Origin of the sequence: Flavobacterium sp. YO12 (genome assembly GCF_004119495.1) — a bacterium.
Taxonomy (GTDB): domain Bacteria; phylum Bacteroidota; class Bacteroidia; order Flavobacteriales; family Flavobacteriaceae; genus Flavobacterium.
This window is the reverse complement of record NZ_NRQU01000012.1, coordinates 20,446-33,820: the sequence shown is the minus strand read 5'-3', so window position 1 is coordinate 33,820 and position 13,375 is coordinate 20,446. Positions and strand designations below refer to the sequence as shown.

Here is a 13,375-nt window from a genome sequence, read left to right as displayed (position 1 = left end):
TTCGAATAAAAATCTCGATAATACAGGGATTGGAATTTTAAAAATTATATGGAATTAGACGAAAAAAAATATTTATATCTCTTATTACTACTCCCAATTGTGGCGTGTATATTTCTTTTCAATATGTATTGGAAAAGAAAAAAACAACTCGAGTTTGGTGATTTAGAAATGGTAAAAAAATTAAGCCCGGAGCGATCTGTTTTTAAACCTGTATTAAAAATATCGATCTTGCTTTTGGCATTAGCGTTTTTAATTATCGGTTTGGTAAATCCAAAAATAGGAACCAAAATGGAAACCGTAAAACGCGAAGGTATTGATATTGTTTTTGCTGTTGACGTTTCTAAAAGTATGCTTGCAGAAGACGTTGCGCCTAATCGTTTAGACAAAAGTAAACAACTCGTTTCGCAGATTATTAATTCTCTAGGAAACGACAGAATCGGTATTGTTGCTTATGCCGGAAGTGCCTTTCCAGTTTTACCAATCACATCTGATTACAGTGTTGCAAAAATGTTCTTGCAAAGCATGAGTCCGGATATGGTTTCATCACAAGGGACATCTCTTGACGAAGCAATTCGATTATCAGCTAAATATTTTGATGAAAAGAGCAAAACCAGTAAGCTTTTGATTTTAATTTCTGATGGTGAAGATCATTCAGAAGGAGCTTCACTTGCTGCTGAAGAAGCCAACAAAATAGGAATGAAAATTATTACTGTTGGTGTTGGAACAGAAAAAGGAGGAACAATTCCGTTAAAAGAAAACGGCGTAGTTCGCAGCTATCAAAAAGATCAAAACGGAGAAACTGTTATTACTAAACTTAATCAAGAAGGCTTAAAAACTATTGCAAAAGCAACAAAAGGAGGCTATGTTTACGGCGGTAATACAAAAGAGGTTTTAGAATATATCAAAAATGCTTTAAATAACATTCAAAAAACAGAGTTTGAATCTACACAAATGGCGGATTTTCAATCACAGTTTCAATGGTTCATCGGATTTGCTTTCTTACTGTTGTTCGTAGACATTTTCCTTTTAGAAAGAAAAACCAATTGGATTAAAGAGTTGAATTTATTTAACGAGAAAAAATAAAGATTCCGCTTAAAACTCGGAATAAAAAATAAAAACATTAGAATGAAAAATTTACTTCTTTATATTTTACTAACGTTTTCTTTGGCAGTTTCTGCACAGGAAAAAGATAAGACATTGCCTAGTGCCAATGAGGAATATAAGCAGAATAAATTTGTTGATGCCGAAGCTAATTACAGAATCTCTGCCTCAAAATTTCCTAAGCGCGCAGCAGCTCCTTATAATCTTGGAAACTCGATTTACAAACAAAATCAAGTTTCTGAAGCTAAATATGCTTTTGCAAATGCTATAAAAAATGCCAAAACAAGACCAGAAAAACATAAAGCTTTTCATAATCTTGGAAACGTTTTCATGAAAGAGAAAAATTATACGCAGGCAGTTGAAGCTTACAAAGAAGCTTTACGCAACGATCCTACAGATGATGAAACGCGTTATAATTATGCATTGGCGAAGCAAAAATTAAAAGAAAATCCGCCTAAAAACGACAAGAACAAAGACAAGGATAAGGATAAAAAGAACGACAAGAAAGACGATCAAAAGAAAGACGGCGATAATAAAGATAAAAAAGACGGTAAAGACGATCAGAAAAAAGACGACAAAGGAGATAAAGACAAGGATAAAAAAGACGGTAAAAACGATCCGAAGAAAGACGACAAGTCCGACAATAACGGAGAGCCAAAACCAATGCCAGGCGGAATCTCAAAAGAACGTGTTCAAAACTTATTAGATGCTGTAAACAATGAAGAGAAGAAAATTCAAGATAAAGTTAACGCACAAAAGGTAAAATCTAATCCTAAAAAACCAGAGAAAGACTGGTAGAATTTTTAGTTCAATCGTTTAATCGTCGAATCGTTTAATAATAAAACGAGCAAACGAATAAACGATTTAACAGTTAAACCAACAACGATTAAAAAATTAAATGAAAAGATATTTAATTCTATTACTATTCACTTTTCAAGGGCTTTTGGCTCAAGTTCAATTTGAAGCCAGAGTAAGCAAAAATACACTTGGACTAAACGAAAGACTTCGCGTTGATTTCATCATGAATGTTGACGGAGATAATTTCGACCAGCCTTCTTTTGACGGTTTTAAACTTGTTGCGGGACCTAGTCAGCAAATAAGCCAATCGTGGGTAAATGGACGAAGTTCTTTTCAAAAAATATACTCTTACATTTTACAGCCGGCTCAAAAAGGATCTGTTATAATCAAGCAGGCTGCGATCGAATACAATGGGCAGATTTACAAAACTAATCCCATAAAAGTTACTGTAACCAATGCAGTTGCACAAGAAAGAGATCCTAACGACAGACCTCAAGGTTCTGGAAATGAATTATTGCAATTAGTAGCAGAAGTTTCTAAAACAAATCCGTACTTAAATGAACCTATTACAGTGGTTTACAAATTGTACTTTAACGGAATTGGTGTTACTGGTTTTAAAGAAGTTGCAAAACCTAAATACAATGATTTCTGGAATCAGAATATAGAAGTTAAACAATTAGCAATTGAAGAAGGTAATTTTCAAGGACAAAGATGCTATTTTGTTGTTTTAAAGAAAACCATTTTATATCCTCAAAAATCTGGAAAATTAACGATCGAACCTTTCTCTCTAGACATTGGCGTGCAATTACCAACAAATCGTCGTGATATGTTTGGTCAGATGATTATAACTGAAGATAATAAAATTGTCTCTGCGGGAGCAAGAACTATAAATGTAAAACCACTTCCAGAAACTGGTAAACCTGAAAGTTTTACTGGAGCAGTAGGTAAATTTAATTTTACAGTTACTCCAACAAAAACAACTTTGAAAAGTGGCGAAAGTCTTGATTTAATGGTAAGCGCAACCGGAAACGGAAATATGAAATTGTTTACTTTACCTAAACCAGTTGTACCAAATGCGTTAGAAATGTACGACCCGGTTCATGATGAAAAAGTTACAACATCATTATCTGGCATGTCTGGAAAAATATCCGACAAATACACCATAGTTCCTCAATACAAAGGAAAATATGCTATTAAACCAATGTCATTCTCTTATTTTGATCTTAGTTCTGGTTCGTATAGAACAATAACGACAAAAGAGATTATGATTGATGTTTTAGACGGTCCAACATTAGCCGAAGCAAATCCATCTACGGCTTCTAAAAATGTTATTGCAGAAAAAGAGCAGTTTAAATACAACAAAACAAAAACCATATTAGTACCAATTGCTAAAAATGATTTTTACGGTTCAAACTTGTATTATACTTTGTTATTCCTTCCTTTTGCCATTATACCAATTATTATTCTTGCTAAGAAAAGAAAAGAAGCAATAGATGGCGACGTAACAGGAAACAGAATTAGAATGAACAATAAGCTTGCTAAAAAATACTTATCGCAAGCCAAAAAACAGCTTAACAATAAAGAAGCTTTCTATATCGCATTAGAAAAAGCAATGCATAATTTCTTAAAGGCGAAACTGCATATTGAAACCTCAGAAATGAGCAAAGCCAATATTCAAGAATTGCTGTTGTCTAGAAATGCAAACCCAGAAGCCGTTCAAGATTTCATTAACTTGACCGAAAACTGTGAATTTGCTCGTTATGCGCCAGCATCAAGCGCTTCTATTCAGCAAGATTATGATAAGGCTGTTTTAATTATTTCGGCACTAGAAAAACAGATTGTTTAAATATAACATCAAACTCGAAAGGTTTTAAAACCAATTCAGGTTCAAAGAAAATAAAAATGAAAAGTATAGTATATCTATTTTTATTAATCACGCAGGTCTTTTTTGCTCAAAGCGCCTTTGATAAAGGAAACGCTTTGTATCAAAAAGGACAGTATCAGCAAGCAGCTGACGTTTTCGAAAACATCGTTAAAGAAGACAAACAAGAATCGGCAGAGGTTTATTATAATCTTGCTAACTGTTATTACAAACTTAACAAAGTAGCGCCTTCTATCTATAATTACGAAAAGGCATTAGTTTTAAATCCTCATCATCCAGAAGCTTTAAACAACTTAAAATTCGCTAAAAAAAGAACAATTGATGAAATTAAAGAAGTGCCAAAAGTAGGTTTCGCAAAACTAATTCAAAACTTTACTGGAATTTTTGATTATGACACTTGGGCTAAAATCTCTGTTGCCATTTCATTTGTGTTTCTACTATGTTTTATTGGATACTACTTTTCGCAGCTTACAATTAGCAAAAGAATTTATTTTATCGGAATGTTTATTTTTTTAGTTGCATTACTTCTATGTGTTTCGGCTGGAATGTCTGAGAAGAATCACTTTGATAACGATCGTCCTGCAATTGTTTTTGCAGAATTAAGCGAAGTTCGAAGCGAACCTCAAAAAGCAGGTTCTCCAGTAATTTTGCTGCATGAAGGAGCAAAAGTTTATGTAATAGAAACTGTTGGAAAATGGAAAAAAATCGAATTAACTGACGGTCAAGAAGGCTGGATTGATGCTTCGACTATCAAGGAAGTGAAGTAGACTCTCAACAGAATGCAAATTATAATCTCATTTTAAATTACATTCGAATGCTCAAAAAACTTGTTTTAACGCTATTACTTACTTTCTCTCTTAACCTCTTTGCCCAAGAAGAAAAAGAAGAAATATTTGATATAGATAGTCGTCAAAAAGAAGTGTTTTTAAACGCTGAGACAGCTTTAAAAGATCAAGAACTCAACCGAGCGTATGCCTTTTTTTCTTTAGCCCAAAATTTCGGTTCTAATAAAGAGATAAAGGATCTTTCTTTAAAAAAATCAGATTCGTTAAAAGTTATTTTACGAACAAATTTAACCAAAGAAATTACTGGTAATTGGAAACTGATAACTGCCGAATCATGGGCCATGAGAGAACCTTCAGACAGCGTAGTTGCAAAAATGATTACTATAAATCTTGATCAAATACTGTTTTATGAACTATATCCCAAAACTAAAAAGTGGAGTTTGATTAAAACCGAAAAACTAGTTTTTACAGACAAACCAAACATGTCTTCTGATCCTCTATACATATCTTATTCAAACAAAGATGTTTGGTCTTATTACATAGATAAAACTTCTGGAGGATTGATTGCGTATTTCATCGGACAAGAGCATGATACTGGTATTTCAGAAATAATTTGCGGCAATACAAAAATAGAATACTTTAAATTGCAATAACTTTTACTAAAATAAAAAATCCCAAATTCCAAGATGAAGAATTGGAGTTTTATTCCACCTTATAAGTGATATAAGTAAACATTAGCTTATTCAAACATATAGTCTTAAATTTTCTTATATCACTTATATGGTTTACAATCAAAAAGTATAAACTTTCTCAGGCGTAACGCAGTAATCCAATCTTACATCAGATTCAAAAACATCATCAATCTGATCTGCTGCTTCAAAAAACGAAAGTCCAATCTTAATCGTATCAGGTTTACAATCGGCAAGGAATTTATCATAAAAACCTTTTCCATAACCTATTCGGTTTCCAAAATGATCAAAAGCTAAAAGCGGTACAAAAACCACATCAATAGTTTTAGTTGGAACCTCAAGTCCATTTACAGGCTCAGGAATATTATATTCGTTTTTTTTGATTTTGGTATTATCCGTCAATAAAAAATGAGTCATTCCACGGGTTTCAAAATCGCTTTTAGAAATCACGATTTCCTTGTCTTTTCCAGAAAGCAAATGCAGAATAAATTCAGTATCGACTTCTTTATGTTCTACAATTGGAAGAAAAACATGATAATATGTTTTATCCCAAATAGGCAATTGGATCAAATTATTGGCAATAGCCAGACTTTTTTCTTCAATATCATCTGCCGAAAGTTCTTTTCGAAGATTTTTATAATGTATACGTAATTCCTTTTTATTCGTCGACATTTTCAGGTAAAGTTTTAGACATATGATAAATAGCATCACCCTCATATACAATTGGCGAATGATTTGCGTTTATAACAAATCCTTCGTGAGGAGCTTTTACCTTTTGTTCAAATTTACCAAACGGATCTGTAATTATCGCCAAAATAGTTCCCTTAGTCACAAACTTTCCAATCAGGTTATAATCATGAAGCAAACCAGAGCATTTGGCCCTAAGCCAAACTGAATTTTTAATATAAATGGATGGCTCTTCGGCTTTTTCAACGATGTGTTTAGGATCAAGCATTTTTAAGTAATGCAAAAGACGTTTCACTCCCATTACACCTTCATTTGCAATAGCATCATTTATATCCAGCGATTTTCCGCCTTCAAAAAGCAGCATTTTAATATTGGCTTTTTCACAGGTATTTCTAAAAGAACCGTTGATATTTTTAGAATATAAAGTAAAAGGAGCATTAAAAACATCTGCCAGAATTTTCAACTCGGGATTATTCTCTGTAACTCTAATTTGAGGTGCATTAAAACGACTGGCTCCGCCCGCATGAAAATCGACAGCATAATCAATAATAGGCAAAATTTCAGCTACAATATGATAAGCAAATCGGCTTGCGAGCGATCCCTTTTTACTTCCGGGAAAAACCCTGTTTAAATCTCTCCCGTCAGGAAACTCACGAGATTTATTTACAAAACCATACATATTGATAATCGGAATACAAATAATGGTACCTCTTGCTGGACGATTAATTTTTTTACTGATAATCTGGCGAACAACTTCAACTCCATTTATTTCATCACCATGGATTCCTGCCGAGAATAAAACAACAGGCCCTTCATGTTTTGAACGACGAACAATAACTGGAATATTAAGTTTTGTGGTAGTATGTAATCGAGCAATCTCAACATTTATGGTTCTGCTTTCTCCGGGTAGAATTGCTTCTCCAAAAATCACCAAAGGCTTACTATTTTTCATATTTAATAATAAAAGCTAAATATAGAAATTATATTTTAAATTTATATCTTTGATTTTTAACACTTAAATTCTTAACATACAATCTATTCAAAACCTAAAAAAGAAATGAAAAAAGTATTAGTTTTATTTAGTGCATTAGCCATATTGGTTTCCTGCCAAAGTAAAGAAGAGAAAATGAAAGAAGCAGAAGCGGATGGAAACGAAGCTGTTGCTGTTAAATCAAAATTAATAGAAGGTGCAGGAAAAGCACTTCAAGAAGAAGGAAAAGAAGCCGCTAAAAGTGCATCAAAAGGAATTGGCGATGTAATAAAAGGCATCAATTCAGGAATGAGCGAAAGCATCAATACCTCAAAAGTAATTTCTGATCCTGCTTTTAAAACCAATTTTGAAGAATGTAAAGCAGAGAAAATTTACGGTGCTGACAGTGACAAACAAAAGAAAGTAACGATTTATCTGATTGCTAAAAAAGACTTTAAAGGCGATGTTTTACTAAAAGCTTTTGATGCTGATAAAAAAGAAATCGGCAGAAGCAAATTAGAAGTTTCTATAAAAAAAGATGATGCAAAATATGTAGATTTCTCATTTGATGAAAGAACACATTTACTGCAAACAGAATACTTTACAATTAAGTAATAGTACCACCCTAAAAAAGCGTCCGTTTCTTAAAGAAAACGGGCGTTTTTTCTTTAAGAAAACTAAAAGAATTATTTAATTTGAGCGCAAAAGTTTAAATTTGTTCTATGCAGACTCCTCTCGAACTTCAAATTCTAACTTTACCAGATAATCCGGGCGTTTATCAATACTATGATAAGGACGGAAAGATTTTATATGTTGGCAAAGCCAAAAACTTAAAAAAAAGAGTTTCATCTTATTTCAATAAAATTCACGATACAGCCAAAACAAATGTTTTAGTAAAAAAAATCGTTACCATAAAACACATTGTGGTTCCTACTGAAACGGATGCTCTTTTATTAGAAAATAATCTGATAAAAACATTACAGCCAAGATATAATGTTTTGCTTCGTGATGATAAAAGTTATCCTTGGATTTGTATAAAAAAAGAACCTTTTTCGAGAATATTTTCGACCAGAAGAATGGTCAAAGACGGCTCAGAATATTTTGGTCCTTATACCAGTTTCAAAACAGTACACACTATTCTTGATCTTATCAAAGAATTATATCCGCTCCGAACCTGCAATTACGACTTAAGTAAATCTAATATTGATTCTGGTAAATTTAAAGTCTGCCTTGAATATCATATTGGCAATTGCAAAGGACCTTGTGAAGGTTTAGAATCATTAGAAGAATATCAAAAACAAGTCGACGCAATTCGCGAAATTCTAAAAGGAAATTTCAAAGAAAGCATCAAAGGTTTTAAAAGATTAATGGTCGAATATGCGCAAGAATTGCGTTTTGAAGAAGCACAAAAAATCAAAGAGAAAATAGAAGTTCTAGAAAACTATCAATCAAAATCGACAATTGTAAATCCAAAGATTACCAACATCGATGTATTTTCGATTGTGTCTGATGAAAGTGCCGCTTTTGTGAACTTTCTGCAAATTTCGCACGGATCGATTATTCGTTCGCACACTTTAGAAATGAAAAAGAAGCTTGACGAAAGCGACGAAGAGCTTTTAGAACTTGCTATTGTTGAACTTCGCGAACGTTTTCAGCTTTTATCAAAAGAAGTAATTGTTCCGTTTGAAATAGATTTAGGCGAAAACATCAAAACAACAGTTCCGCAGCTTGGCGATAAAAAACAGATTTTAGATTTATCGATTCGAAATGCCAAATTTTACCGAATTGAACAATTAAAACAATTACAAATTGTAGATCCTGACCGACATACAAATCGAATCATGGCGCAAATGCAGAAAGATTTACGTCTTCCCTCAGAGCCGCGCCATATCGAATGTTTTGATAACTCGAATATTCAGGGAACAAATCCTGTTGCTGCCTGTGTAGTTTTTAAAGATGGAAAACCAAGTAAAAAGGATTATCGCCATTTTAATGTAAAAACAGTTGAAGGCCCAGATGATTTTGCCTCAATGACCGAAATTGTATATCGTCGTTACAAAAGAGTATTAGAGGAAAATGAGCCAATGCCGCAATTAATTATTATTGACGGTGGAAAAGGTCAGTTATCTGCCGCTTTAAAAAGCATTGACGAATTGGGTTTACGCGGAAAAGTTGCTATTATCGGGATTGCAAAACGTTTAGAAGAACTATTTTATCCCGGAGATTCAATTCCATTATATCTCGATAAAAAATCAGAAACACTCAAAGTGATTCAGCAATTACGAAACGAAGCGCACCGATTTGGAATCACTTTTCACAGAGACAAACGCAGCAAAGCAGCTCTTAATTCCTCAGTCGAAAGTATTCCAGGTATTGGCGAAAAAACCATGCTTACGTTAATACAACATTTTAAAAGTGTTAAAAGATTGAAATTAGCATCAGAAAAAGAAATATCTGCCGTTGTAGGGGTTTCTAAAGCCAAAAAAATTGTCGACTTTTACAAAACGAACTAGTAAATTCATATGCGCCCAAACCAGCTGTCAATTTTAAATACTCGGTTAAAAGGTTTTTTTTCCGATCCCAACAAGGGAGCTTCTTGGGCCGCTCTTTTTTGGCAGGAAAAAACAATCTTTTCGTTTTCGCAGTTTTCTATTTCCTTCTGGAGTACAGCATTAGTTTTTTCACTTTTATTACTGACTCCACAAAAATCTATTTCACAAGAAAATAAAAGAGACAGTATTAAAAAACCAAAAATTGGATTAGTATTAAGCGGCGGCGGCGCCAAAGGTTTTGCACATATTGGAGTTTTAAAAGTACTGGAAGAAGCCGGAATCAAAATTGATTATATTGGCGGAACCAGTATGGGATCTGTAATTGGCGGACTTTATGCTTCTGGTTACAATGCTTCGCAAATTGACTCTATTTTCAAGAAAACAAATTTCGACGAATTAATAAACGATTATATTCCGCGTTCTTCAAAAAACTTCTACGGCAAGAAAAACGACGAATTGTATGCTATTGTTTTACCATTCAGTAATTTTAAAATTGGTATTCCTGAAGCACTTTCAAAGGGAATGTACAATTACAATTTACTGAGCAGTCTAACACGTAATGTTCGTCATGTTCGCGATTTCAACAAACTTCCAACTCCGTTTTTATGTATTGGAACTAATATTGAAACCGGCGAAGAAGTATTGCTTAACAAAGGAAATTTAGTTCAAGCCATGATGGCAAGTGCTGCTTTTCCATCGTTATTTACACCTGTCGAAATCGACGGAAATTTATTAGTCGACGGAGGTGTTGTAAACAATTACCCTATAAAAGAAGTTCGTAATCTTGGCGCCGACATTATTATTGGTGTCGATGTTCAGGATGATTTATTGAATAGAAAAAACCTAAAAAACGCAACTCGAATCTTGGTTCAGATTACCAATCTGCAATCAATTGAAAAAATGAAAAGTAAAGTAAAAGATACTGACATTTATATCAAACCTGATATTCGTGATTATGGTGTAATCTCATTTGACAAGGGAGAAGAAATTATCCGAAAAGGAGAAGAAGCTTCTTTTGCGGTTTACGAAAAAATTAAATCGCTGGTAAACGAAGATAATTTTTATAAAAAACCAAAACTAAAACTTGCCTCAGATACACTTGAAATCGCCGAGATAAACAGTGACAATCTCGAGAATTACACAAAGGAATATATTCGTGGTAAATTACGCTTCAAACCAGGAAGTACGATCACCTATGCTGATCTTAAAACTGGGATCAACAATTTAAATGCTACTCAAAACTTTAGCACCATATCCTATTGTTTAGAGCCCAATGGAGAAAAAAATGACAATTTAGATCTTGTATTAAAAGAAAACCCAACACAGACTTATTTAAAACTTGGTCTTCATTATGATGGTTTGTACAAGAGCGGTATATTATTAAATCTAACTCATAAAAAAACATTCTTAAAAAATGATGTTACTTCTCTCGATGTCATTTTAGGAGATAATTTTAGATACGATTTCAACTATTATGTCGAAAATGGATTTAATATAAGTTTTGGATTTCGCTCTAGATTAAATCAATTTAACCGAAATGTAACGACAAACATAAGTACTCTAACAGCACAAAATCCGAATGTAAATCTTATTAATGTCGATTTTATGGATTTAAGTAATCAAGCTTATTTTCAAACCATTTTTGTACAGAAATTTTTAATGGGCGGCGGACTTGAATATAAATATCTTAAAATAAGCTCTCCAACTCTGGCAAACATCGACAACGTAATTGACAAAAGCAGTTATCTAAGTGCTTTCGCCTATCTAAAATACGATTCATTTGATGACAAATATTACCCAAATTCAGGATTGTATTTCTCGACAGATCTCCAAACTTATTTAGCATCTTCAAATTATACTAATTTGTTTAAACCATTTTCGATGGCAAAAGCTCAGGTTTCGTACGTAAATACGATCTTCAAAAAGCTGACATTTAAAATAGATGCCGATGCTGGTTTAACATTTGGAAATGACAGCGTTCCATTTTTCGATTATATTTTAGGAGGATATGGATATAACAAAATAAATAATTTCAATTATTTTTACGGCTATGATTTTCTAAGTATTGCAGGAAACAGCTTTATAAAAACCGGAATTACACTCGATTACGAGATTTTCAAGAAAAACCACGTAAATCTTTCGGCCAATTATGCCAATTTGGGCGATGATATATTTAGTACAGTCGACTGGATTTCAATGCCAAAATATTCTGGTTATGCAGTAGGTTACGGACTAGAAACCATTATTGGCCCAATCGAAATTAAACAATCATGGTCGCCCGAAATGTCAAAAAGTTTCACTTGGTTTAGTATAGGTTTTTTATTTTAATTTCGATTTTTTCGAAATATTTTATGTTATAAATAATATAATATGTAATTTTGATCAATAAAAATTACGACATTTGTTATAATGAAAACTAAATGGACAGGTTTATTAGAGTATCTTCAATTCCTCATCAAGAGAAATCCTGAATGAAGCTATCGAATTGAGATAATTAGTCAATACTAATGTTGACTTGATTATCTGTTCACACAATTCACAATTTTCGAATTATCTAATTAATTTTAAAATTATCTAATTGAAAAGCCATGCCATTATACCATAAACTTGGAGATTTTCCTCAAAAGAGACACACCCAATTCGAAAAACCAAACGGAGGTTTTTACTATGAACAATTATTTGGAACCGAAGGTTTTCACGGACATTCGTCACTATCTTATCATGTTCACAGACCAACGCAGGTAAAAGAAATTTTAAATTCCTATTCGGTTGAACCAAAAATTGCAATCGGAAAAAACATAAAATCACTTCTTTTTAAAGGTTTTGAATTAAAACCTGAAAATGACTTTTTAGACAGCCGAAAAGCAATGTTAGTCAACAAAGACTGTATCATTGGTTTGGCTGCGCCGAAAGAATCACTTCGAAATTATTTCTATAAAAATGCCGATGCCGATGAAATGCTTTTCATTCATAGAGGAAAAGGAAAATTAAGAACCATGTTAGGAAATATTCCGTTTGAATATGGCGATTATTTGATTATTCCGCGTGGTATTATTTATCAAATTGATTTTGAAACAGAAGACAACCGACTATTTTATGTAGAATCTTATTCTCCATTCTATACTCCAAAACGATATAAAAACCAATCAGGTCAGCATTTAGAGCACTCTCCATTTTGTGAGCGTGATTTTATTTTGCCAAACGAATTGGAAACCTACGACGAAAAAGGAGATTTTTTAATTAAGATTAAAAAAGAAGGCATGATTCACGAAGTGGTTTATGCTACACATCCATTTGATGTTGTGGGCTGGGACGGATACAACTTCCCTTACGGATTTTCAATTCACAATTTCGAACCTATAACCGGGCGTGTTCACCAACCGCCTCCGGTACATCAAACTTTTGAAACAGCAACTTTTGTTGTTTGTTCATTCTGCCCAAGACTTTACGATTATCACCCAAAAGCCATTCCAGCGCCATACAATCACAGCAATATAGATTCTGATGAAGTACTATATTATGTTGATGGCGATTTTATGAGCCGTAACAATATTGAGCAAGGACATATCACTTTACACCCAAAAGGAATTCCACACGGTCCAGCACCAGGTGCAATGGAACGCAGTATTGGTCATAAAGAAACTCAGGAATTAGCCGTTATGGTTGATACTTTCAGACCTTTAATGGTTACTGAAGAAGCTATGGGACTAGATGATGGACAGTACTATAAGTCATGGACTGAGTAATTATAGTCTTGATCTAACCGCAAAGTTCGCAAGGATTTTGCGCAAAGATCGCTACAAAAAACTTTGCGAACCTTGCGTTTTACTTAGCGTCTTTGCGGTAAAAAATTAATCTAAACACAACATTTCGGAAAAATCAATTAACCGATTAACCGATTAAACAAATAA

11 protein-coding genes are annotated in these 13,375 nt (G+C 33.2%); 9 read left to right on the top strand and 2 right to left on the bottom strand.

Features of this window, described 5'->3' with window-relative positions; genetic code table 11:
* The first annotated feature begins 48 nt into the window (after positions 1-48).
* The 5 genes from BOW55_RS05790 to BOW55_RS05770 all read left to right on the top strand — a co-directional run bounded on the left by BOW55_RS05790 (position 49) and on the right by BOW55_RS05770 (position 5,219).
* Complete coding sequence (locus tag BOW55_RS05790; protein WP_089053302.1) at positions 49-1,083, top strand: VWA domain-containing protein; 1,035 nt, start codon at positions 49-51, stop codon at positions 1,081-1,083.
* Positions 1,084-1,125: 42 nt separating this feature from the next.
* Entirely contained in the window at positions 1,126-1,899 is a 774-nt protein-coding gene (locus BOW55_RS05785) for a tetratricopeptide repeat protein (RefSeq protein WP_089053303.1), read from the top strand.
* Positions 1,900-1,999: 100 nt separating this feature from the next.
* Positions 2,000-3,745 carry a BatD family protein gene (locus tag BOW55_RS05780; RefSeq protein WP_129023367.1) on the top strand — a complete coding sequence of 582 codons (1,746 nt, stop codon included), beginning with the start codon at positions 2,000-2,002 and terminating at the stop codon, positions 3,743-3,745.
* A 56-nt stretch (positions 3,746-3,801) separates the two neighbouring features.
* Positions 3,802-4,548 (top strand): tetratricopeptide repeat protein, encoded by a 747-nt coding sequence (locus tag BOW55_RS05775; protein WP_129023366.1) that lies wholly within the window; start codon positions 3,802-3,804, stop codon positions 4,546-4,548.
* Positions 4,549-4,595: 47 nt separating this feature from the next.
* Positions 4,596-5,219, top strand: a complete 624-nt coding sequence (locus BOW55_RS05770; protein ID WP_129023365.1) for a hypothetical protein — start codon at positions 4,596-4,598, stop codon at positions 5,217-5,219.
* A gap of 138 nt (positions 5,220-5,357) precedes the next feature.
* Here the strand turns inward: BOW55_RS05770 and BOW55_RS05765 are convergent, their stop codons facing one another.
* Together BOW55_RS05765 and BOW55_RS05760 are read right to left on the bottom strand one after the other, a co-directional pair.
* Complete coding sequence (locus BOW55_RS05765) at positions 5,358-5,927, bottom strand: 5-formyltetrahydrofolate cyclo-ligase (RefSeq protein WP_129023364.1); 570 nt, start codon at positions 5,925-5,927, stop codon at positions 5,358-5,360.
* Entirely contained in the window at positions 5,914-6,894 is a 981-nt protein-coding gene (locus BOW55_RS05760) for a succinylglutamate desuccinylase/aspartoacylase family protein (protein WP_129023363.1), read from the bottom strand. Before BOW55_RS05760 ends, BOW55_RS05765 begins: the two co-directional genes overlap by 14 nt.
* Positions 6,895-6,999: 105 nt before the next feature.
* Between BOW55_RS05760 and BOW55_RS05755 the strand changes: the two genes are divergently transcribed.
* The 4 genes from BOW55_RS05755 to BOW55_RS05740 all read left to right on the top strand — a co-directional run bounded on the left by BOW55_RS05755 (position 7,000) and on the right by BOW55_RS05740 (position 13,210).
* The gene (locus BOW55_RS05755) at positions 7,000-7,527 is read left to right on the top strand and encodes a hypothetical protein (RefSeq protein ID WP_129023362.1); all 528 of its coding nucleotides are present in this window, start codon (positions 7,000-7,002) and stop codon (positions 7,525-7,527) included.
* 107 nt (positions 7,528-7,634) lie between these two features.
* Entirely contained in the window at positions 7,635-9,425 is a 1,791-nt protein-coding gene (gene uvrC, locus BOW55_RS05750) for an excinuclease ABC subunit UvrC (RefSeq protein WP_129023361.1), read from the top strand.
* A 9-nt stretch (positions 9,426-9,434) separates the two neighbouring features.
* On the top strand, positions 9,435-11,792 hold the full coding sequence (locus BOW55_RS05745; protein ID WP_129023360.1) for a patatin-like phospholipase family protein: 2,358 nt from the start codon (positions 9,435-9,437) through the stop codon (positions 11,790-11,792).
* A 260-nt stretch (positions 11,793-12,052) separates the two neighbouring features.
* Positions 12,053-13,210: a homogentisate 1,2-dioxygenase gene (locus BOW55_RS05740; protein WP_129023359.1), complete on the top strand. Its 1,158-nt coding sequence runs from the start codon at positions 12,053-12,055 to the stop codon at positions 13,208-13,210.
* Positions 13,211-13,375: the final 165 nt, after the last annotated feature.